This is a genomic window from Pseudonocardia sp. Ae331_Ps2 (assembly GCF_001932405.1).
Taxonomy (GTDB): domain Bacteria; phylum Actinomycetota; class Actinomycetes; order Mycobacteriales; family Pseudonocardiaceae; genus Pseudonocardia.
Genome location: NZ_MCIM01000001.1, coordinates 4,601,741 through 4,622,763 on the forward strand (window position 1 = coordinate 4,601,741; position 21,023 = coordinate 4,622,763).

The 21,023-nt window shown below is 75.5% G+C and carries 19 protein-coding genes; 10 read left to right on the forward strand and 9 right to left on the reverse strand.

Annotation, left to right across the window (positions count from 1 at the left end):
- Window positions 1-184: 184 nt before the first annotated feature.
- Window positions 185-2,716 carry a Tex family protein gene (locus tag Ae331Ps2_RS21730; RefSeq protein ID WP_075306771.1) on the forward strand — a complete coding sequence of 844 codons (2,532 nt, stop codon included), beginning with the start codon at window positions 185-187 and terminating at the stop codon, window positions 2,714-2,716.
- 80 nt (window positions 2,717-2,796) lie between these two features.
- On the opposite strand, the gene Ae331Ps2_RS32175 is transcribed toward Ae331Ps2_RS21730, so the two are convergent.
- On the reverse strand, window positions 2,797-3,546 hold the full coding sequence (locus Ae331Ps2_RS32175; protein ID WP_075306770.1) for a tyrosine-protein phosphatase: 750 nt from the start codon (window positions 3,544-3,546) through the stop codon (window positions 2,797-2,799).
- Window positions 3,547-3,831: 285 nt separating this feature from the next.
- Between Ae331Ps2_RS32175 and Ae331Ps2_RS21740 the strand changes: the two genes are divergently transcribed.
- The 5 genes from Ae331Ps2_RS21740 to Ae331Ps2_RS21760 all read left to right on the forward strand — a co-directional run bounded on the left by Ae331Ps2_RS21740 (window position 3,832) and on the right by Ae331Ps2_RS21760 (window position 10,901).
- Window positions 3,832-5,766 carry a DEAD/DEAH box helicase gene (locus Ae331Ps2_RS21740; RefSeq protein WP_233147566.1) on the forward strand — a complete coding sequence of 645 codons (1,935 nt, stop codon included), beginning with the start codon at window positions 3,832-3,834 and terminating at the stop codon, window positions 5,764-5,766.
- A 254-nt stretch (window positions 5,767-6,020) separates the two neighbouring features.
- Window positions 6,021-7,703 carry a dihydroxy-acid dehydratase gene (gene ilvD / locus Ae331Ps2_RS21745; RefSeq protein WP_075306769.1) on the forward strand — a complete coding sequence of 561 codons (1,683 nt, stop codon included), beginning with the start codon at window positions 6,021-6,023 and terminating at the stop codon, window positions 7,701-7,703.
- A 78-nt stretch (window positions 7,704-7,781) separates the two neighbouring features.
- Window positions 7,782-8,333, forward strand: coding sequence for an ACT domain-containing protein (locus Ae331Ps2_RS21750; RefSeq protein WP_075306768.1), 552 nt, complete (start codon window positions 7,782-7,784; stop codon window positions 8,331-8,333).
- A gap of 303 nt (window positions 8,334-8,636) precedes the next feature.
- The gene (locus tag Ae331Ps2_RS34350; RefSeq protein ID WP_212567665.1) at window positions 8,637-10,289 is read left to right on the forward strand and encodes a hypothetical protein; all 1,653 of its coding nucleotides are present in this window, start codon (window positions 8,637-8,639) and stop codon (window positions 10,287-10,289) included.
- 9 nt (window positions 10,290-10,298) lie between these two features.
- A complete protein-coding gene (locus tag Ae331Ps2_RS21760) occupies window positions 10,299-10,901 on the forward strand; it encodes a bifunctional 2-polyprenyl-6-hydroxyphenol methylase/3-demethylubiquinol 3-O-methyltransferase UbiG (protein ID WP_233147565.1) in 603 nt (200 codons plus the stop codon).
- A 38-nt stretch (window positions 10,902-10,939) separates the two neighbouring features.
- Here the strand turns inward: Ae331Ps2_RS21760 and Ae331Ps2_RS21765 are convergent, their stop codons facing one another.
- The 4 genes from Ae331Ps2_RS21765 to Ae331Ps2_RS21780 form a co-directional block, all read right to left on the reverse strand.
- Complete coding sequence (locus tag Ae331Ps2_RS21765; protein WP_083695852.1) at window positions 10,940-11,743, reverse strand: methyltransferase domain-containing protein; 804 nt, start codon at window positions 11,741-11,743, stop codon at window positions 10,940-10,942.
- A 21-nt stretch (window positions 11,744-11,764) separates the two neighbouring features.
- Window positions 11,765-12,157 carry a DUF3253 domain-containing protein gene (locus Ae331Ps2_RS30630; protein WP_249265573.1) on the reverse strand — a complete coding sequence of 131 codons (393 nt, stop codon included), beginning with the start codon at window positions 12,155-12,157 and terminating at the stop codon, window positions 11,765-11,767.
- Between the two features lie 101 nt (window positions 12,158-12,258).
- Window positions 12,259-13,101 carry a shikimate dehydrogenase gene (locus tag Ae331Ps2_RS21775; protein ID WP_075306765.1) on the reverse strand — a complete coding sequence of 281 codons (843 nt, stop codon included), beginning with the start codon at window positions 13,099-13,101 and terminating at the stop codon, window positions 12,259-12,261.
- 22 nt (window positions 13,102-13,123) lie between these two features.
- The gene (locus tag Ae331Ps2_RS21780; protein WP_075311890.1) at window positions 13,124-13,762 is read right to left on the reverse strand and encodes a nicotinamide mononucleotide transporter family protein; all 639 of its coding nucleotides are present in this window, start codon (window positions 13,760-13,762) and stop codon (window positions 13,124-13,126) included.
- A gap of 180 nt (window positions 13,763-13,942) precedes the next feature.
- Between Ae331Ps2_RS21780 and Ae331Ps2_RS21785 the strand changes: the two genes are divergently transcribed.
- From Ae331Ps2_RS21785 to Ae331Ps2_RS21795, 3 genes are all read left to right on the forward strand, one after another.
- Entirely contained in the window at window positions 13,943-14,698 is a 756-nt protein-coding gene (locus Ae331Ps2_RS21785) for an SDR family NAD(P)-dependent oxidoreductase (RefSeq protein ID WP_075306764.1), read from the forward strand.
- 120 nt (window positions 14,699-14,818) lie between these two features.
- Window positions 14,819-15,943 carry an NDMA-dependent alcohol dehydrogenase gene (locus Ae331Ps2_RS21790; protein ID WP_020626236.1) on the forward strand — a complete coding sequence of 375 codons (1,125 nt, stop codon included), beginning with the start codon at window positions 14,819-14,821 and terminating at the stop codon, window positions 15,941-15,943.
- Between the two features lie 7 nt (window positions 15,944-15,950).
- Window positions 15,951-17,030, forward strand: coding sequence for a dipeptidase (locus Ae331Ps2_RS21795; protein WP_075306763.1), 1,080 nt, complete (start codon window positions 15,951-15,953; stop codon window positions 17,028-17,030).
- Between the two features lie 28 nt (window positions 17,031-17,058).
- On the opposite strand, the gene Ae331Ps2_RS21800 is transcribed toward Ae331Ps2_RS21795, so the two are convergent.
- Window positions 17,059-18,573: a GDSL-type esterase/lipase family protein gene (locus Ae331Ps2_RS21800; protein ID WP_075306762.1), complete on the reverse strand. Its 1,515-nt coding sequence runs from the start codon at window positions 18,571-18,573 to the stop codon at window positions 17,059-17,061.
- 123 nt (window positions 18,574-18,696) lie between these two features.
- Window positions 18,697-19,203: a DUF309 domain-containing protein gene (locus Ae331Ps2_RS21805; RefSeq protein WP_139318744.1), complete on the reverse strand. Its 507-nt coding sequence runs from the start codon at window positions 19,201-19,203 to the stop codon at window positions 18,697-18,699.
- 37 nt (window positions 19,204-19,240) lie between these two features.
- Between Ae331Ps2_RS21805 and Ae331Ps2_RS21810 the strand changes: the two genes are divergently transcribed.
- Window positions 19,241-20,002 (forward strand): SDR family oxidoreductase, encoded by a 762-nt coding sequence (locus tag Ae331Ps2_RS21810; RefSeq protein WP_075306760.1) that lies wholly within the window; start codon window positions 19,241-19,243, stop codon window positions 20,000-20,002.
- 22 nt (window positions 20,003-20,024) lie between these two features.
- Here the strand turns inward: Ae331Ps2_RS21810 and Ae331Ps2_RS21815 are convergent, their stop codons facing one another.
- Together Ae331Ps2_RS21815 and Ae331Ps2_RS33485 are read right to left on the reverse strand one after the other, a co-directional pair.
- On the reverse strand, window positions 20,025-20,558 hold the full coding sequence (locus Ae331Ps2_RS21815; RefSeq protein WP_075306759.1) for a hypothetical protein: 534 nt from the start codon (window positions 20,556-20,558) through the stop codon (window positions 20,025-20,027).
- On the reverse strand, window positions 20,555-21,023 hold a 469-nt coding region (locus Ae331Ps2_RS33485; RefSeq protein ID WP_254864912.1), incomplete at its 5' end, for a transposase family protein. The genes Ae331Ps2_RS33485 and Ae331Ps2_RS21815, both read right to left, overlap by 4 nt.

Sequence of the window (21,023 nt, forward strand, 5' to 3'; positions counted from 1 at the left end):
GCGGGCCATGATCCACAGCGGGTCACGACGGAAGTCTGGCACGGGTGAGCGGGCGCTCACCCACCGGGTTCTCCATCGGATGTCGGACACTTGTCCGCGGTCCCGGAGGCACCCGTCCGGACGGGCGCGGGCCCGACCCCCACCCGGCGGTGGCGCCCGCGACACCGTTCGCGACGATGGGGCGGTGACAGGCACGGCACCCCCGGACATCCAGCAGCACCGCTCGATCAACCAACGCATCGCCGACGAACTCGGCGCCCGGCCGGACCAGGTCGGGGCCGCGGTGGCCCTGCTGGACGAGGGCTCGACGGTCCCGTTCGTCGCGCGGTACCGCAAGGAGGCGACCGGCGGACTCGACGACGCCCAGCTCCGCACCCTGGAGGAGCGGCTGCGCTACCTGCGGGAGCTGGAGGAGCGGCGCACCGTCGTCCTCGACTCCATCCGCTCGCAGGGCAAGCTCGACGAGGCCCTCGAGGCCACCATCCTCGCCGCCGAGTCCAAGGCCCGGCTCGAGGACATCTACCTGCCCTACAAGCCCAAGCGCCGCACCAAGGCGATGATCGCCCGAGAGCAGGGTCTGGAGCCGCTGGCCGACGCGCTGCTCGCCGACCCGACGCTCGACCCGCACGAGACCGCCTCGGGCTACGTGACCGACGAGGTCGCCGACGCCGGCGCCGCGCTGGAGGGCGCCCGGTCGATCCTGGTCGAGCGGATCGGGGAGAACGCCGACCTCGTCGGTGGCCTGCGCGAGCGGATGTGGAGCCACGGCAGGCTGGTCACCACGGTCCGCGAGGGCAAGGAGAACGACCCGGCCGCGGCGAAGTTCTCGGACTACTTCGCCTTCGCCGAGAAGTTCACGACGCTGCCGTCGCACCGGATCCTCGCGGCCTTCCGCGGCGAGTCCGAGGAGGCGCTCGACGTCACCCTCGACGCCGGCGTCGCCGACGACGAGCCGAACCCCTACGAGGCGCTGATCGCCGCCGAGTACGGCATCGCCGACCGTGGCCGTCCCGGCGACGCCTGGCTGCTCGGCGTCGTCCGGTGGGCGTGGCGGACCCGGCTGCTCACCGCGCTCGGCATCGACATCAGGGTCCGGCTGCGCACCGCCGCCGAGGAGGGCGCGATCGGGGTGTTCGCGGCGAACCTGCGCGACCTCCTCCTCGCCGCCCCCGCGGGCACCCGCGCGACCCTGGGCCTCGACCCGGGCCTGCGCACCGGGGTCAAGGTCGCCGTCGTCGACGCCACCGGCAAGGTCGTCGACACCGCGGTGATCTACCCGCACGAGCCCCGCAAGGACCGCGCCGGGGCCCTGAAGACCCTGGCGGCGCTGTGCGCGAAGCACGCGGTCGAGCTGATCGCGATCGGCAACGGCACCGCCTCGCGCGAGACCGACGCGCTGGCCGGTGAGCTGATCGCGGCCAACCCGGGCCTGAAGCTGACCAAGGTGATGGTGTCCGAGGCCGGCGCGTCGGTGTACTCGGCGTCGGCCTACGCCTCGGCCGAGCTGCCCGACATGGACGTCTCGCTGCGCGGCGCGGTCTCCATCGCGCGGCGCCTGCAGGACCCGCTCGCCGAGCTGGTCAAGATCGACCCGAAGTCGATCGGGGTCGGCCAGTACCAGCACGACCTGCCCGAGTCGTCGCTGTCGCGGTCGCTCGACGCGGTCGTCGAGGACTGTGTGAACGCCGTCGGGGTGGACGTGAACTCCGCGTCCGCGCCGCTGCTGCGCCGGGTCTCGGGCATCTCCGAGTCCCTCGCCGCCGCGATCGTCGCCCACCGCGACGAGAACGGCCCGTTCCGGAACCGGACCGCGCTGACCGGCGTCGCGCGGCTCGGGCCCAAGGCGTTCGAGCAGTGCGCGGGCTTCCTCCGGATCCGCGGCGGCGACGAGCCGCTCGACGTCACCGGCGTGCACCCCGAGTCCTACCCGGTGGTGCGCAAGATGGTGGAGCGCACCTCGCTGGACGTCTCCGCCCTGATGGGCAACGCCGCGCGGCTGCACCAGATCAAGCCCAAGGACTACGTCGACGACACCGTCGGGCTCCCGACCGTCACCGACATCCTGGCCGAGCTGGAGAAGCCCGGCCGGGACCCGCGCCCGGCGTTCCGCACCGCGACCTTCGCCGAGGGCGTCCACAAGATCTCCGACCTGCGGCCGGGGATGCTGCTGGAGGGCGTCGTCACCAACGTCGCCGCGTTCGGCGCGTTCGTCGATGTCGGCGTGCACCAGGACGGCCTCGTGCACGTGAGCGCGATGAGCAAGGACTTCGTGTCCGACCCGCGCGACGTCGCCAAGTCCGGTGACGTGGTCAAGGTGAAGGTCCTGGAGGTCGACGAGGCCCGCAAGCGGATCTCGCTGACCCTGCGGCTGGACGACGAGCCCGGCGCGGGCGAGCGCGGCGGCCGGTCCCCCGGGCCCGGCCAGGGTCAGGGCGGTGGCCAGGGGGCCGGCCAGGGCGGCCGTGGCCGCGACGGCGGCGGGCGCGGTCCGGGCGGTGGCCAGGGCGGCGGACGCGGCCAGGGTGCCGGGCGCGGTCAGGGCGGCGGTGACCGTGGCCGGGGTGGCCGCGACGGCGGGCGTGGTGGCCAGGGCGCCGGCCGTGGTGGCTCCGCCGGGCAGGGCGGTCGCGGCGGCTCCGGCGGTCGCCAGGACCGCGGTCCCGCCAACGACGCGATGGCCGAGGCCCTGCGCAAGGCGGGTTTCGGGAAGTCCTGACCCCGAGCCCTCGCACGAACGGGCCCCCGTACGCACCGTGCGTACGGGGGCCCGTTCGTAGGAGAGGGGTGTGGGCGGGGTCAGCGGGGGAGGTCCGGCTCCAGCAGCCGCTCGGCGAGGCGGCGCAGGTCGTCGTCGGTCACGCCCCAGCTGCGCAGCCGGCCCGCCGGTCCGCCGGGGTGGGCGTCGAGGTCGTCGAGCACGGCCTCCAGGGCGGCGGCGTCCACCCCGAGCAGCGCCTCGTGGTCGGGCTCGGGCTGCCCCCAGGCGCGCAGCCGGTCCCACAGGGTCGGCAGGACCTCGTTGGTGCGCAGGTAGTCCGCGACGATCGTCGCGCGCGGGACGTCCAGCACGGCCAGCAGCACCCCGACCACGATCCCGGTGCGGTCCTTGCCCGCGGCGCAGTGCACGAGGACGGGGGCGGGCGCGTCGGCGACGGTCCGCACGATCCCGGCCAGCTCGGCGCCTGCCTCCGACGCCAGTAGCCGGTAGGCCCATCCGAGCCCGTCCTGGCCGGCGGCGGCCGTCGCGACCCGCTCCGGGGTCAGCGACGAGCCGAGCGGGACCGGCCGGACGTCGGCGACGTCGGCGAGCGGGTGCGGCTCGCGCGTCTCCGCCGCCGAGCGCAGGTCGACGACGGTCCGCGGCGGCCACGGGGAGCCGTCGGGCAGGTCGAGGGACCGGGCGTCGTGGGGGTCGCCGGGGCGGGGGGCGTCGGACCGATAGAGCACCCCGCGCCGTACCCGGTAGCCGTCCGTCGTGCGGAGACCGCCGAGATCGCGCAGGTTCGCCGGGCGCCGGGTCGCCGCGCCGGAGAGGAATGCCGTCACCCGACCAGGGTGGGTGATCTCGCCGTGGCCGCGCCGGGGGGGGCGTGACCAGGGGCATCGGTGGCGTCGGTCACCCGGACCCGGCGCACGCGTCGCGTCGGGACATGGCACACTGGTCGATCGACGGCCGTAGGCGATGACGCACGGCCGCGAGCCCCGGAGGTCTGGGTTCACCGGCACATCATCTGGATCGAGATGCCGCACGCGGGCCTGGCGGGCTGGGAGAGCGGGCGAGAGCCGCCCGACGACACAGCGCACCCCCTGCGCACGCCATTTGAGGACCGAGTGACCATTCTGCTGGACCAGCACCCCGACCTGAACGACTCCGGAGACGAGATCACCACTTCCGCCGCCATGACGGACACCGACACCGCCGAGCTCGACACCGAGGTCGCCGCCACCCCCGATGCGACCGCCGTCGAGGAGCACACCTCCTCGGACGAGGTCGCCGAGGACGAGCGCACCGAGGACCGTACCGACGAGCCCGTCGACGACACCCCCGCCGGCCCGACCTTCGCCGACCTGGGCCTCGCGCCCCAGCTGCTCGACACCCTCGAGAAGCTGGGCTACGCCTCGCCGAGCCCGATCCAGGCCGCCGCGATCGGCCCGCTCATCGCCGGGCGCGACCTGCTGGGCCAGGCCGCCACCGGTACCGGCAAGACCGCCGCGTTCTCGCTGCCGATGCTGCAGCGCCTCGCCGACGGCCGCACCTCCCGCTCCCGCGGCGCCAAGCCCTTCGGCCTGGTGCTCGCCCCGACCCGTGAGCTGGCCATGCAGGTCGGCGACGCGGTCTCCAAGTACGGCGCCGCGCTCGGTGCCTCGGTCGCCTGCGTCTACGGCGGCGCGCCCATCGGCCCGCAGCTGGGCCAGCTCCGTCGCGGCGTCGACATCGTCGTCGCCACCCCGGGCCGGGCGATCGACCTGGTCAACCGCGGTGCGCTCGCGCTGGACGCGATCGAGGTCGCCGTCCTGGACGAGGCCGACGAGATGCTCGACATGGGTTTCGTCGAGGACATCGAGACGATCCTCGGCGCCACGCCGCGGGGCCGCCAGACCGTGCTGTTCTCCGCGACCATGCCGGGCCGCATCCAGAGCCTCGCGCGGACCCACCTGAGCGACCCGGCCGACATCCGGATCAAGAAGGAGGCCACGCCCGAGGGCGAGGCCCCGCGGGTCCGCCAGACCGCCTACCACGTGCCGCGCAGCCACGTCACCGTCGCGCTGGGCCGGGTGCTCGAGATGGAGCAGCCGACCGCGGCGATCGTGTTCTGCCGCACCCGCGCCGACGTCGACGCCGTCACCGAGACGCTGACCGCGCGCGGGCTGCGCGCCGAGGCGCTGCACGGCGGCATGGACCAGGAGCACCGCACCCGGGTCGTCGAGCGCCTGCGCGCCGGCCGCACCGAGCTGCTGGTCGCCACCGACGTCGCGGCCCGTGGTCTCGACATCGACTCGCTGACCCACGTGGTCAACCACGACGTCCCGTCGTCGCCGGAGTCCTACGTGCACCGCATCGGCCGGGTCGGCCGCGCGGGCCGAGAGGGCGTCGCGATCACCCTGGTCACCCCGGGGTCGGTGCGTCACCTGCGCAACATCGAGCGCCTCATCGGCGCGTCGGTGCCCAGCGCGCCGGTGCCCTCGCCGGAGGACCTGCGCACCGTGCGGCTCGCCCGCACCGCGCTGGCCCTGCGCGAGCAGGCCGGTCAGGACGCCGACACCCCGCCGCAGGACGGTGTGGAGCAGCTCGTCGTCGAGCTGGCCCGCGACCACGACCTCGCCTCGATCGCCGCCGCGGCGATCCGGATCGCCCGCGCCGGCAACTCGGTGCCGGACGACGAGATCGAGATCCCGCAGGTCCGCTCGCGCGGTGGCCGCGACAGCGGCCCCGGTGACCGTGGCCCGCGCCGCGACCGCGACGGTCGTCCGACCGGTGCCCGCGGTCAGGGTGCCCGTCCGCCGAAGGCCGGTGCGACCCGCCTGTTCGTCTCGGCGGGCCGTGCCTCGGGTGTGCGCCCGCAGGACATCGTGGGTGCGCTGGCGAACGAGTCCCGGCTGTCCGGCCGCGACATCGGCGCCATCCAGATCCACGAGCGCCACTCGCTGGTCGAGGTGCCCGAGCACGCCGCGGACGACGTGCTGCGCTCGCTGCGCGGTGCGACGACGCTGAAGGGCCGCAAGGCCAACGTACGTCGCGACCGGGACAACGCCGGCGCCCGCTAGACCCGGTACACACGACAGGGGCCCCGCGCGATCCGCGCGGGGCCCCTGTCGTCGGTGGGGGAGGGCCAGCCGCCTCGGCCCGGCCACCGTGGCGGAGCGTGCCGAGGAAGACCGTCGCGTCCTGGTCCCGCATCGTCAGGCAGCCCGCGGACCCGGAGTCGCCCCCCGTGGAAGGCGATGCCGCCGGGCCTGCACCGGCGATCTGCGGGAGGATCGGCCCGTCCCGACCACCGGAGTCCGGCCGAGGAGCGCGCATGACCACCACCAGTTCCCGCAAGCCCCGCAGCCACCAGGTCACCGACGGCATCGGTGCCACCGCCGCCCGCAGCATGCTGCGCGCGGTCGGCATGCGCGACGACGACTTCGCCAAGCCCCAGATCGGCATCGCCTCGTCCTGGAACGAGATCACCCCGTGCAACCTGTCGCTGCAACGGCTCGCGACCGCGGCGAAGGAGGGCGTGCACACCGCGGGTGGCTACCCGCTGGAGTTCGGCACGATCTCGGTCTCCGACGCCATCTCCATGGGACACCGGGGCATGCACTACTCGCTGGTGAGCCGGGAGATCATCGCCGACTCGGTGGAGACCGTCGTCGAGGCCGAGCGGCTCGACGGGACGGTGCTCCTGGCGGGCTGCGACAAGTCGCTGCCCGGGATGCTGATGGCCGCGGCCCGGCTGGACCTCGCCGGGGTGTTCGTCTACGCCGGATCGATCATGCCGGGCCGGGTCGGCGACCGGGAGGTCAACATCGGTGACGCCTTCGAGGGCATCGGCGCCTGCGCCCGCGGCCTGATCACCCCCGACGAGCTCGACACCCTGGAACGCGCGATGTGCCCGGGGGAGGGGGCGTGCGGCGGCTTCTACACCGCGAACACGATGGCCGCGGCGGCCGAGGCGCTCGGGATGGCGCTGCCCGGCTCGGCCAGCCCGCCCGCGGTGGACCGGCGCCGCGACGGCGTCGCCAGGGCCTCCGGCGAGGCCGCGGTCGGGATGATCGCGAAGGGGCTGACCGCGCGGTCGATCCTGACCCGCGAGGCCTTCGAGAACGCGATCGCCGTCGTCATGGCCTTCGGCGGGTCCACCAACGCGGTGCTGCACCTGCTCGCCATCGCCCGCGAGGCCGAGGTGCCGCTGACCCTGGACGACTTCAACACCGTCGGCGACCGGATTCCGCACCTGGCCGACGTCAAGCCGTTCGGGCGGCACCTGATGTACGCCGTCGACCAGGTCGGAGGCGTGCCGGTGGTGATGAAGGCCCTGCTCGACGCCGGCCTCATCCACGGCGACGCCCGCACCGTCACCGGCGGCACGGTCGCGGAGAACCTCGCCGAGCTCGACCCGCCCGGCCTCGACGGCTCGGTCATCCACGACCTCGCGAACCCGATCCACCCCACCGGCGGGCTCACGATCCTGCGCGGCTCGCTCGCCCCCGACGGCGCGGTGGTCAAGTCCGCCGGGTTCGACGCCACCACCTTCACCGGCACCGCTCGCGTCTTCGACGGCGAGCAGGGCGCGCTCGACGCCGTCGACGCCGGGGAGATCGGGCCCGGCACGATCGTCCTGATCCGCTACGAGGGCCCCCGCGGCGGACCCGGGATGCGGGAGATGCTGGCCGTCACCGGGCGGATCAAGGGCGCTGGCCTCGGCAAGGAGGTCCTGCTGGTCACCGACGGCCGCTTCTCCGGGGCGACGACCGGGCTGTGCGTCGGGCACGTCGCGCCCGAGGCCGCCGACGGCGGACCGATCGCGCTGGTCCACGACGGGGACACGATCACCCTGGACATGAAGGCCCGCACGATCGACATCGGCGTCGAGCCCGCCGAGCTGGAGCGGCGTCGCGCGGGGTGGACGTGCCCCGAGCCGACGAACCGGCGCGGGGTGCTCGGCAAGTACGCGAAGCTCGTCTCCTCGGCGGCCGACGGGGCGGTCTGCGGCTGACCCGCGCGAGCGCCGTCGCGACCCGGCCGACATCGCGCCGACACGGGTTCGCAACATCGGTGACGGACGCTGGTGGGGATGAGCACCGATGCCGGGACCGTGAACGGCCTCTACCGGGTACGGGTGCGGCTGCCCGACGAACCGGGCGCCCTGGCCCGCCTCACCGCGGCCCTGGCCGCGGTGGACTGCAACATCCTCGCCCTGTCGGTGCACGGCCAGGATGCCCACTCGGTCGTCGACGAGCTGCTGGTGTCGGGGCCGTGCAGCGTCGGGGAGCTGTCGGTCGCGATCTGCGACGCGGTCACCGGCGGCGGGGTCATGGTGCTGCCGGCCGACCCGCACGACCTGGTCGACCCGCCGACCCGGGCGCTCGACCTGGTCGCGGCGGGCCGGACGGCGGCCGACGGCGTCGCGGCGCTGCTCGGCGCCGCGTCGGTCCGCACCCCGGGCCCGGACGACCCCGGGGCCCGCGACGAGCACGACATCGAGCTGCGCGCCGCCGACGGCACCCGGATCGTCGCCCGCCGGGCGGCGCCGTTCACCGTGACCGAGGTCGCCAGGGCCGAGGCGTTCCTGCGGGCGGTCGCCACGCGTCCCGAGTCCGACCCGCGCGGCCGGCCGACGGCCTGACGGCACGACGGCGCTGCGGCATGGCGGCGCTGCGGCACGGCGGCACGGCGCACGCTCCCGGTCGGGCACCGCGCTCGGCGACGTGCCGACACCGGTCGGCGCCGACGGTCGCCGCGCACGCTTGTGACCGCGTCCGCGGCGCTGCCATCCTGCGCGCAGGACATCCGAGAACTGGGCACGACCTCCACACCGCCCACGGCGGGACGGAACGCACGGCCTCCGGCGGCGTCCTCATCATCGTGAAACACAGGTGACCCGCCGCCGCAACCCACGACGGCGATCGTCATCGGCGTGGAGGCCGGCATGGACGAGCAGCAGCAGGGGACGCCGCGGTGCGGCGTCGGGGTGGTCGTGCCCTACGACTTCGCGCTGGACCACGAGATGTGGCGCTGGGTCCCCGAGGGGGCGACGCTGCACCTCACGCGCACCCCGTTCGTCGAGACCCCGGCCGACGCCGGACAGGCCCGGCTGATCTCGGACCCGGCCATGGTGCGGACCGCGGTGCGCGAGGTGCTGACACCCGGGCCCGGCGTCGTCGCGTACTCGTGCACCTCGGGCAGCTTCGTCGACGGCGCCGCGGGGGAGCGGGCACTGCGTGCCGCGGTCCTCGACGCGGGCGCCCCGGCGGCGGTCACCACGGCCGGAGCGCTCGTCACGGCCTGCGCCGAGCTGGGCGTGACCCGGCTCGCCGTCGCCACGCCCTACGTCGACGACCTCACCGACCTGCTCGCCGGTTTCCTCGCCGAGCACGGCGTCGCCACCGTCGCCCGGCACGGCCTGGGCCTGCTCGGCGGGATCTGGCAGGTCCGCGCCGACGACGTCGCCGCCGCCGTGCGTGCCGCCGACCACCCCGACGCGCAGGCGGTGTTCGTCTCGTGCACCAACCTCGCCACCTACGACGCCGTCGCCGGCCTCGAACGCGAGCTCGGCAAGCCCGTCCTCACCGCGAACCAGGTGACGGTGTGGGCCGCGCTGCGCGCGGTCGGTCGTGACGCCGACGGGCCGGGGCAGACGCTCGTCGAGGGGCGCCCCGCCGTCGCGGCGCCGTCGGAGCCCCCGGTGCCGTCGGAGGCCCCGGCGCTGCCGGAGCCGACGGTGCTGCGGGTGGTCGGGGCACCGGAGCTGCACAAGGTCCGGGTCCGGCTGCCCGACGAGTCCGGGGCGCTGGCGCGGCTCACCGCGGCCGTCGCCGAGGTCGGCGGCAACATCCTGTCCCTGTCGGTGCACGCCCAGGACGCGGGGTCGGTGGTCGACGAGATGCTGGTCGGCGGCCCGGTCACCGCCGAGCGGCTCTCCCGGGTGATCCGGCGACGGCTGCGCGGCTCCGCCCCGGACACGGTGCGGGTCACCCCGGCCGACCCGCACGAGCTCGTCGACACCCCCACCCGGGCGCTCGACCTCGTCGCGGCGTCCCGCACCCCGGACGGGCTGCGCGAGGCCCTCGCCGCCCTGCTGCACGCCGACGACGTCGTCGCCGGCCCGGCGACCGGAACCCACGTGCTGGAGCTGACCGGTCCGGACGGCACCCCGCTCGTCGCGCGCCGGGGCTGGGCGCCGTTCACCGTCACCGAGCGGGCCCGGGCCGAGGCGTTCCTGCGCGCGGGCGCGGCGGGCCCGGTCGGTGAGCTGCTCCTCGACGACGGTGACGCGCTCACCGCGACCCCGGCGACCGGTGCCGAGACCGCCGAGCTCGCGACGCTGCTGCGCACCTGCGTCGCGGGGTCGCCGGAGGCCGGGACCAGCTGGACCGACGCCGACCTGCGCTCGGTGCTGCTGCCACCCAGCGGGCGCTGCCTGCTGCTGCGCTCGCGGGCGGGAGACCTCGTCGCCGTCGCTGCGCGGCTCACCGCGCCGGACACCGGTGCCGAGACCGTCGTGGTGGTGCACCCGCTGCACCGCCGCCGCGGACTGGGCCGGTGGCTGCGGCGGCGGCTCGCCGCCGGCGTCCCCGTCTAGCCTGTCGGGGTGTCCGACGACCGCACGCTCGACCCCGGGAACCTGCCCGACGACTGGGACTCCTGGAAGGACCGCGTCGACCTCACCGACTACGACCGGAAGTGGGCGGCGATGGCCGCGGCGGGGGAGAACCCGCACGGCGAGGCCGATCTGGTCACCGCGCTGTGCGGCGACGGCCCCGTGCTCGACGGCGGCTGCGGCACCGGCCGCGTCGCGATCGAGCTGGACCGGCGCGGGATCGCCGTCACCGGCGTCGACCCCGACCCGGACATGATCGCCGCGGCCCGGGCCAAGGCGCCCGCGCTGCGCTGGGTCGCCACCGGTCTGGAGCGCCTCGACCTGCCGGACCGGTTCGCGCTGGTGGTGCTCGCGGGCAACGTGATCCCATACGCGAGCGACCGTGCCGGAGTGGTCGCCGGGTGCGCGGCGCACCTGCGCGCCGGCGGGCTGCTGCTCGCCGGGTTCGCGACGCAGCCGGGCTGGCCGACCCCCGACGACCACGACGCGTGGTGCGCCGCCGCCGGGCTCGTGCCGGTCGCGCGCTGGGCCACCTGGGACCGCGAGCCGTGGTCGGGGGGCGACTACGTCGTCGCGCTGCACCGGCGCGACTGAACGCGACTGAACCCCGTCGGCCGCCCGGCCGGCCCCGCTCAGCCGGGCACCCGGGCGAGGATCTCGCCGTGCGGGATCACCAGCCAGCCGTCCGGGTGCGCGGCCCACTCCCGCCACGCCGCCGAGATGTCCGCCAGCTCGGGCTCCTCGGCCAGCCCGCGGTCGACGGCCATCCGGCCGACCCCGGTGTGGATGCGGTCGGCCCACATCCCGCCCCAGGCGGCGCGGGCCCGCGGGGTCGCGTGGCACCAGACCGACGCCGACGGTGTCACCTCGCTGAACCCGGCCGCGTGCGCCCAGCCGAGCAGCCGCCGTCCGGCGTCGGGCTCGGCGTCGTTGCCGCGGGCGACGGCCCGGTACAGCTCCAGCCAGCGGTCCAGGCGCGGGTCGTGCGGCCACCAGTGGAACCCGGCGTAGTCGGCGTCGCGGGCGGCGACCAGTCCGCCGGGGCGGGCGACCCGGCCCATCTCCCGCAGCACCGCGACCGGGTCGGACACGTGCTGGAGCACCTGGTGGGCGTGCACGACGTCCCAGGTGTCGTCCGGGTCGGACAGGGCGTAGCCGTCGTCGACGGCGAACTCCACGTCCAGGCCGCGGGCGGCGGCACCGGCGCGGGCCTGCTCCAGGGGGCCGGGCACCACCTCGACGCCGCGCACCCGGCCGGGCGCGACCCGCTCGGCGAGGTCGGCGGTGATGCTGCCGGGGCCGCAACCGACGTCGAGCAGGCTGGTGCCGGGCGCGAGCCGGTCCAGCAGGTAGGCGCACGAGTCCTGCGCGGTGCGGGCCGCGTGCGACCGGACGACGACGCCCGGATGACCGTGGGTGTAGGTGTCGCGGGGCACGGGGGTCAGCCTGGCACGCCGTCAGCCGGCCCGGCGCTCGGCCGGCGGTCTGCTCGGTCCGGCGCGCCGCTCGGCCGGGCGGGCCGCTCGGTCCGGCACCCGGCGGATCCGGATCGGGCCCTTCGCCATCGACGGGTCCACCACCCGGCCGGACTGCAGGATCTCCACCCGCCCGGCGTCGACGAGACGGTGCGCGGCCGTCCGCGCCGGTTCCATGAGGTCGCGCCAGCCGTCGGGGTCGACGGCGCGGGCCGCCTCGGACGGGCAGATCGTCGCCCCGCTCCTGCGCCGGTCGAGGAGCCCGGTGATCGCCGACTCCAGCTCGGTGTCGACCGGACGGCCCTTCCGCCGGTGCCGGTCCCGGGAGTGGTCGCTGCCCTGGTCCCCGTCGTCGGCCCCCGTCGTCTCCTCCACGACCACCATGGTCGTCGCGCCCGCGGCGCTCCGCTCGCCGAGCGTCGTCGGGCGCCCGGTTGGCGGAGCGGGGCGCGGGTGCGGCCGTCGGACCGGGGGCCTCAGCTGCGGGCGAGCACGGCCGCGTCGAGGGCCTCGCGCATGGCGGCCTCCGGGCCGGGGCGCCCGGTCATGAGCTCGACCTGCGCGACCGCCTGCTGCAGCAGCATCTCCAGACCGGAGACGATCCGCGCGCCGGCCGCCGCCGCGCCGCCCGCGACGACCGTCGGCCACGGCGCGTAGACCGCGTCGAGCAGCACGGTCCCCGGCCGCCAGCGGGCGCCGGCCAGGGCGTCGGCCGCCCCCGCCGGGAGCGTGGAGACGACCGCGTCGGCGCCCTCGAGCAGCCGCGCCGCGGCGGGGGGATCGGTCAGCACCGCGTGCACCGTCACCTCGGTGCCGAGCCGCTCGGCGGTCCCGCGCAGCGCGGAGGCCCGCCCGGCGTCGCGGACCAGCACGTCGACGGCGTCGACCTCCATGTCGTGCAGCGCGGCGACGGCGGCCTGCGCGGTCCCGCCCGCCCCGAGCACGACGGCGCGCCCGCCGCCGGCACCCGCGGCGCGCAGCGAGCGCGCGATCCCGGTGACGTCGGTGTTGTGCGCCGTCGCGCCGGTGCCCTCGAAGACCAGGGTGTTGCCGGCGCCGATCGCGGCCGCCCCCGGCGCGACGTGGTCGGCGACGTCGAGCAGCACCCGCTTGAGCGGCATCGTCAGCGACAGTCCGGCCCACTCCGGGCCGAGCCCGGCGACGAACCCGGCCAGGCCCGCCTCGTCGACCTCGTACCGGTCGTAGTGCCAGCCGGCCAGCCCGAGTGCGGTGTAGGCGGCGTTGTGCAGCGCCGGGGACAGCGAATGGGCGATCGGGGAACCCAGGACGGCGGCGCGGCGGACGGGGGACGTGCTCATCCGGGCAGTATCCCGCGGCGGCTCAGACCGCCCGCGACGGCTCCCGCTGCGCGGCCGCCACGGTGCGCCGGGTCCGCGCCCAGCTCCACCAGCCGTGCACGACCAGCCCGGCGAACACGACGTAGACCGCGGCGGAGAACCACAGCCCCGAGGCCAGCTGCAACGGCACGCCGACGGCGTCGACCAGCAGCCAGATCACCCAGAACTCGACGAACCGCAGAGCCTGGGCGAGGAACGCGACCGCGGTGCCGACGAAGATCGCGGCATCCGGCCAGGGCGCCCAGCTGGCGTCGAGCGCGTCGAGGACCAGCGCCATGACGACGGTGCCGCCGACGAGCAGCCCGGTCAGCCCGAGCCGCTGGGCGGTGCTCGCCTGGCGCACGGCGAGCCCGTAGACCGGGTCGCGCCTGCGCAGCCACGCGACGAGCCCGAACACCGAGATGGCCAGCACGATGACCTGCCGGAACGCGAGCCCGCCCAGGTGGGCCGAGGCGTAGACGGTGAACAGCAGCACGCAGGCCGCCATCTGCACCGGCCAGGTCGCGAGGCTGCGCCGGCGCGCCAGGAAGACCACGGCGATGGCGCCGATCTGCCCGACGAGCTCGGCCCACGACACGAACTGCCCGAACGCGGTCAGCCCGTGGTGCAGCAGGAGGTCCACGACGGTCCCCTTCCCGGAGCGCGGCGGGCACGCCCCGTGACAGCACACAACGACGGCGCCGTCCCCGCCCATCCCCACCCGGGCCGGTGTGAGCGGACCCACACCACCCTCGGTCGAGCGGGTCTCCCCGTCCGACCCCACGGCGACGACGCTCCGCCCCCGGGTGGGAGGCTGCACCGTGTGGGTGGTTCGGAACGCACGGTCCTGGTCCTGGGTGGTCGCAGCGAGATCGGGCTGGAGGTCGCCGAACGGCTCGCCGCCGGCGACACCGACACGGTCGTGCTGGCCGCCCGCCGCCCCGACGAGCTGACCACCGAGGCGGCCCGGGTGCGGGCCGCGGGCGCCGCGGTGGACACCGTCGCCTTCGACGCCGACGACCTCGCCCGCCACCGCCCGCTGCTCGACGAGGTGACCGCCCGGCACGGGCGGATCGACGTCGCCGTCGTCGCGTTCGGGATCCTCGGCGACCAGGCCCGTGCCGAGACCGACGCCGCGCACGCCGCCGCGATCGTGCACACCGACTACCTCGCCCAGGTCCACCTGCTCACCGAGCTGGCCCAGGTGCTGCGCGCGCAGGGGAGCGGGACGCTGGTCGTCTACTCCTCGGTGGCCGGGGTCCGGGTGCGGCGCGCCAACTACGTCTACGGCAGCGCCAAGGCCGGGCTCGACGGGTTCGCCTCCGGCCTGGCCGACGCGTTGCACGGCACCGGGGTGCGGCTGGTGCTGATCCGCCCGGGGTTCGTCGTCGGCCGGATGACCGAGGGCATGAGCCCGGCGCCGCTGTCGTCGACGCCCGCGCAGGTCGCCGACGCCACGGTGCGCGCGGTCCGGCGCGGTCGGGGCAACGCCGACGTCTGGGTGCCCGGCACGCTGCGGCTGCTGTTCCTCGGGCTGCGGCTGCTGCCCCGCGCCGTCTGGCGGCGGATGCCCCGTTAGCGACACGATCTACAGGTGAATGGTGTCCCGCGATCTGCGTGTGGCACTTCCCCTGGAGTGGCCTGGCTCATATCGTCGCGTGCGCATCCCGTTGGACGACGACGTCTGAGGAGAACCACCGTGGGACACACCCGTGGAGCAATCGTCCGGAGCGCTCCGGGCAAGTACGAGGTCGTCGACCTCGAACTCGACGAGCCGCGCGCCGGCGAGATCGAGGTGAAGATGGTCGCGTCGGGCCTGTGCCACTCCGACGACCACATCGCCACCGGCGACATCCCGGTCGGCACCTACCCGTTCGCCGGCGGCCACGAGGGCTCCGGCATCGTCACTCGCGCCGGGGCGAACAAGAAGGGCCTCAAGGAGGGCGACCACGTCGTCTTCTCGTTCCTGCCGTCCTGCGGGCACTGTCGCTGGTGCGCCAGCGGCATGCAGAACCTGTGCGACCTCGGCGCGGGGCTGCTCGCCGGCACCCGCTGGGAGGAGAACACCACCCGCCTGCGGCTGGCCGACGACGGCACCCCGGTCGGCCAGATGTGCGGCATCTCGACCTTCTGCGAGACCACGCTGGTCTCGGAGGACTCCTGCGTGAAGGTCCCCGACGACATCCCGCTGGAGGTCGCCTGCCTGGTCGGCTGCGGCGTCGGCACCGGCTGGGGCTCCGCGGTCAACGCCGGCGGCGTGCAGCCGGGGCACACCACGATCGTCATGGGCATCGGCGGCATCGGCATCAACGCGGTCCAGGGCGCCTCGCACGCCGGCGCGGCGAACATCATCGCCGTCGACCCGGTCGCGCTGAAGCGGGAGAAGGCCCAGGAGCTCGGCGCCACGCACGCGGTGGAGACGATGGAGGAGGCCACCGAGATCGCGAAGCAGTTCACCAACGGTCAGGGCGCCGACCAGACCGTCGTGACCGTCGGCGTCGTGAAGCCCGACCACATCGGGCAGGCGATGGCGTCGATCCGCAAGGCGGGCACCGTCGTCGTCACCGCGCTGGGGGACATCAACTCGACCGAGCCGCTGCCGGTGTCGCTGGCCGACGTCACCCTGTTCCAGAAGCGCATCCAGGGTGCGATGTTCGGCATGTCCAACCCGAACTGGGACATCCTGCGCCAGCTGGAGCTCTACCGGGCCGGCGCGCTGAAGCTCGACGAGCTGGTCACCACCACCTACACCCTGGACCAGGTCGCCACCGCCTACGAGGACATGCACGCCGGTAAGAACATCCGCGGCGTCATCCGCTACTGATGGGGGCATGACGTTCGTCCTCGACGGCCACAACGACCTCCCCTGGGCCCTGCGCGAGTTGTCCGGGGGTGACCCGGCCGCCGAGCCGGACGTCGCCGCCGGCGACCGACGGCTGCACACCGACCTGCCCCGGCTGCGTGCCGGGCGGGTCGGTGCGCAGTTCTGGTCGGTGTACGTGCCGGGCGAGCTGGGCCACGACGAGGCGGTGACCGCCGTCCTCGACCAGGTCGACCGGGTGCGACGGCTGCTCGCCGCCCATCCGGACGCCCTGGCGTTCGCCGACACCGCCGACGACGTCGACGCCGTCGTCGGATCCGGGCGGGTCGCCTCCCTGATGGGGGCCGAGGGCGGGCACTGCATCGCCGACTCGCTCGCCGTGCTGCGGGTCCTGCGCGGGCTCGGGGTCCGCTACCTCACCCTGACCCACAACCTGAACAACAACTGGGCCGACTCGGCCACCGACACGCCCCGCCACGACGGGCTCTCGCCGTTCGGCCGCGATGTCGTCGCCGAGATGAACCGCATCGGCATGATCGTCGACCTGTCGCACGTCGCACCGTCGACGATGCACCAGGCCCTCGCCGTCAGCACCCGGCCGGTGCTGTTCACCCACTCCGGTGCCCGCGCGGTCACCGACCACCCGCGCAACGTGCCCGCGGACGTGCTGGAGGCGCTGCCCGGCAACGGCGGCGTGGTCATGGCGACGTTCGTGCCCCGCTTCGTCTCCGCGGCGGTCACCGGCTGGGACACCCGGCTGCGCGAGGCCATGGCCGCGGCCGGTGTCGACCACCGCGACCTCGGCGCCCGCGACCGGTTCGTCGCGACCTGGGACGGTCCGCCCGCGCCGCGCGCGACCCTCGCCGACGTCGTCGCCCACGTCGAGCACCTCCGCGAGGCCGCCGGGATCGACCACGTCGGCATCGGCGGCGACTTCGACGGGACCTCCGAGCTCCCCGACGAGCTCTCCGACGTCTCGACCTACCCGCGGCTGCTCGACGCGCTCGCCGACCGCGGGTGGAGCGCCGACGACCTGGCCAAGCTCGCGCACCGCAACGCCCTGCGGGTGCTGCGCGACGCCGACGCCTGACCGCCGCGCCGGCGGCGGCAGGCCTGGGTCAGGGCGTGCCGCCGCCGGGGCGCGCCGACGCGAGCGCCGCGGCGGCGGAGGCGGCGATGCGCAGCGACCCGATCGCGGTCGGGTGGAACGGGTCCGGGGTGGCGAGCCCCATGATGTCCGGCGGCATCCGGTCGCGGTCCGGGGCGCACAGCGGCGCCAGGGCCGGCGCGGCGGTGGCGAACCCGAAGCGGGCGGCGCCGTCGGTCAGCACGTCGTTGAGACGGCGGTTCCGCTCGGCGAGGAGGTCGAGCTTGGCCTGGTCCAGGCCCGGGGTGCCGGCCGGTCCGCGCATGTCGGCGCACGTCGGGTCGAACCGGGCCGGGAACGGGTCGTAGGACAGGGTGACCACCACCCGCGGGCGGCCCGGCAGCGTGTCGAGGTCGGTGAACAGGGCGCCGACGTCGCGGGCGAACCCGGCCAGCCGGGACTCGAACTCGCCGTCGGAGAGCCGGTCGTCGCAGGTGGCGAGGCCATAGCAGTACAGCAGGAAGTCCGACCAGGCCAGGTCGTTCGGGCCGACCGCGACGACCACCCACTGCAGGTTCCGGACCTGCTTGAGCCGCCCGACCTGCGGGTCGACGGTGACGCCCTCGCGCAGCTGCGGCCCCCGCAGCCCGGCCGCGACGCCCGCCCCGGCGCAGGCCAGGTTGAGCACGTCCTCGCCACGCAGCCGGGCGAGCTCGGCGGCGAGGGAGTCGGTGCTGCGCCCGCAGGCGCGGTCCTCCGGGGTGACGGTGCCGTCCTCGCCGCGCAGCGCAGGACCGCCGATCCGGGCCGCGCGGGAGTCCCCGATCACCGCGCCCGCGACCCCGGTCACCGCGGGCCCGACCGGTGACGGGGTGACCGTCGCCGCCCCGACGAGGTCGGTCAGCGAGGTGACCCGGCCCAGGCCGGTCAGGGTGCCGTGCAGCGCGGCGACCCCGGCACCCGCCCACAGCAGCACCGAGGCCGTCACCGCGACGACGGTCATCCGCCCGATCGGCCCGGCCAGGTCGTCCCAGTGCACCGGCCGGTACCGGCGGGCGCGGGTCCGGTGCAGCGCCATCAGCAGCCGCGCGGTCGCCATCAGCCCGCTGCCCAACAGCGCGACCAGCACGATGCCGGTGGCGCCCCACAGGTACCAGGTCACGAACCCCTCACCGAGGTCGCGGACCGCGTCACCGGCGCCGTCGACGGTGTGCGGGCCCAGGACCGGGCCGTTGTCGGCGGGCCGCTTCAACGGCCCGATCGACAGCCGCGGCCGGATCGGACCCCACACCTGCACGGTCGTGAGGTCGAACTCGGCGTTGCCGAGCTGGGCGATCTGCGCGGGCCCGGACAGCGTCAGCGGCGGCACCCTGGCGCCCACGCCGACGTCCTGGCCGAACACCTCGACGTGGTTCTCCGGGGTCAGCAGGATCACCAGCGGCACGCCGACGACGGCGATCAGCGCGAGCAGCAGCAGCGTGGGCAGCGACCGGGCCTCGCGCAGCAGCGCACGCGGCCAGGACCGGGACGTGGCACGGGTGGGCACCGTCAGCGGGCTCCGTACGGCGCGGTCGGGGCGGGCGCGGTCGGGATGGGCACGGCGCCATGGTGGCCCCGCGGCCGTACCGGAGTCACGGACGTCGTGGGGTGGCGTCGGACTCCCCGGCGCTCAGACCCCCGGCCGGGTGACCCGCAACCGCGGAGCGAGCCGTGCCGAGGTGACGGCGCAGGTGCCGTCCCGCTCGACGTCGTCGGCGAGGGCGTCCGCGTGCGCGACCAGACCGTCGAGGTCCAGCCCGGCCGGGACGGCGACGTCGAGCACCCGCCACAGCCGGACGCCCTCCGCGCCGCGACGCAGGAGCGCGACGGCGCCGCGGGCGTTGCCGCGCTGGGCGTGGGTCAGCCCGACCGCGAGCTGGGCCAGCGCCCGCCACAGTTCACGGGTGTCGTCGTCGGCGTCCTTCCAGGCGCCCTCCAGGACCTCGTGGGCGTGGAACGGCCGGCCCGAGTCGAGCAGGCGCTGGGCCTCGGTGACGGTCTCGGCGGGGGAGAGCGCCAGGTCCTCGGGCACCCGCTCGACGCCGGGGGCGCCGTGCGGGAGCGGACGCCCGGCGGCGTCGCGGGGGCGGGCGTTGCGGGCACGGCCCCGGCCGTCGCGGTCGCGGGAACGGGTCATGGCTGCGAGCGTGCCAGCTTCCCGGTTAGCGTGCGTCATGATCACCGAACTGTTCGACGTCCGTGGCAGAGTGGCCGTGGTCACCGGCGGCACCAGCGGCATCGGCCGCATGATCGCGGGCGGCCTCGCCGAGGCCGGGGCGCGGGTCTACGTGTCCAGCCGCAAGGCCGACGCCTGCGCGGGGACCGCCGCGGAGATCGGCGGCACCGGCATCGCCGCGGACCTGTCGTCGGAGGACGAGTGCGTCCGCCTGGCCGCCGAGGTCGGGGCGCGCGAGGAGCGGGTGCACCTGCTGGTCAACAACGCGGGCGCCACCTGGGGCGCGCCACTGGAGGAGTTCCCCGCGCACGCCTGGGACAAGGTGCTCGACCTCAACCTGAAGGCGCCGTTCTTCCTGACCCGGGCGTTCCTGCCGTTGCTGGAGGCCGCCGGGTCGGCCGACGACCCGGCCCGCGTGATCAACATCGGCAGCATCGACGGGCTGCGCGTGCCGGAGCTGCCGAACTACAGCTACTCGGCCAGCAAGGCCGGGGTGCACCAGCTGACCCGGGTGCTGGCCCGTGACCTCGCCGGGCGTGGGATCACCGTGAACGCCATCGCGCCGGGGCCGTTCCCGTCACGGATGATGCGCGCCACACTGGAGGCGGCGGGCGAACAGATCGCCGACTCCACCCCGCTCGGGCGCCTGGGGAAGCCGTCCGACGTCGTCGGGGCGACGCTGTTCCTGGCCGGGGCCGCCGGGTCCTACGTGACCGGCGCGGTGCTGCCGGTCGACGGGGGGATCTGGACGACGCGCTGAGCCGTGCCGCGGGTCGGCGGGGTCAGTGCTCGTGGGCGACGAGGGTGAGGGCCAGTTCCACGACCGCGGAGCCGTCGGGTCCTTCGGTGGGCCACACCGTCTGGCGCAGGGCGTCGGTGCCGTCGAACGGGTCGGGCAGCCCCGCGGCCTCGCGGGCGGACAGCTCGTGCATCAACGCGATCATCGCGGGGTGCGGCAGTCCGTGGCCGGTCGCGTCCTCCGGCCCCCGGTCCCAGCGTGCGACGAGCTCACGACGCCTCGGCAGGGTCCCGGTACGGACGGGCAGGTCCTCGACGGTCGTCGGCAGCCCCTGCGGAGCCGGTGCGGTGAGCGGCCAGCACAGCGTCACCAGGGCCGCGCCGTCGTCGCCCTCGGCCATCGCCGTCCACATCGGCTGCTGCGGCGACGCCCCGGCGTGCTCGAGCTCGGCGCGCAGTCGTCCGGCGGCCCGGGACAGCGCCGCGTCGGCCCCGGCGGTGGTCTCCGGATCGTCGGGTACGGGGACGCTCAGCTCGACGCCGGCCCAGTGAGGTGTTCTCAGTAGCGGGTTGATCATGTCGTGCGGTCGTACTCGGTGTGGAGTAGTACGAGCGCAGCTGCGGTGATCGCGCCGGTGCGCCAGGGACATAGCGTGACTCGTCGCAACGCGGCGAAGGTGGTCTTGAGCAGGGCGTTTCCGCGTTCGGCCAGAGCACGAAGGGCTGAGTGCAGGGTGTTGACGGTGCGCTGGTTGACCGTCTGCCCGCGGCCGGGGGCGGGTTTGATGGGCACGGTGAGCCGGTCGGCTTCGCCTTCGTAGCCGAGGTCGCCCAGCGCGGCGTGGGTGTCGTCGGTGAACGCGGCCAGGCCCTCGAGCAGCCCGGGGTGGGTACGGGCGCAGCGGGTGTCGTGCTCGCGGCCCGGCCGCACGTCGCTGGTCCATAGCGGCCATCCATCAGGTGCGGTGAGGACCTGGATGTTCCCGCCGTGGCGGCGGTGCTTGCCCGACCACCACAGGTCGACCCCGGGGGTGAGGCCGAGC

What these genes read in the sequence shown, in the direction of transcription:
- Ae331Ps2_RS21750 (WP_075306768.1), top strand. Translation starts at nt 7,782, where the DNA reads ATGAGCACCGATGCCGGGACCGTGAACGGCCTCTACCGGGTACGGGTG.
- Ae331Ps2_RS21815 (WP_075306759.1), bottom strand. Translation starts at nt 20,558, where the DNA reads ATGATCAACCCGCTACTGAGAACACCTCACTGGGCCGGCGTCGAGCTG.
- Ae331Ps2_RS21810 (WP_075306760.1), top strand. Translation starts at nt 19,241, where the DNA reads ATGATCACCGAACTGTTCGACGTCCGTGGCAGAGTGGCCGTGGTCACC.
- Ae331Ps2_RS34350 (WP_212567665.1), top strand. Translation starts at nt 8,637, where the DNA reads ATGGACGAGCAGCAGCAGGGGACGCCGCGGTGCGGCGTCGGGGTGGTC.
- ilvD (WP_075306769.1), top strand. Translation starts at nt 6,021, where the DNA reads ATGACCACCACCAGTTCCCGCAAGCCCCGCAGCCACCAGGTCACCGAC.
- Ae331Ps2_RS21775 (WP_075306765.1), bottom strand. Translation starts at nt 13,101, where the DNA reads ATGAGCACGTCCCCCGTCCGCCGCGCCGCCGTCCTGGGTTCCCCGATC.
- Ae331Ps2_RS21805 (WP_139318744.1), bottom strand. Translation starts at nt 19,203, where the DNA reads ATGACCCGTTCCCGCGACCGCGACGGCCGGGGCCGTGCCCGCAACGCC.
- Ae331Ps2_RS21795 (WP_075306763.1), top strand. Translation starts at nt 15,951, where the DNA reads ATGACGTTCGTCCTCGACGGCCACAACGACCTCCCCTGGGCCCTGCGC.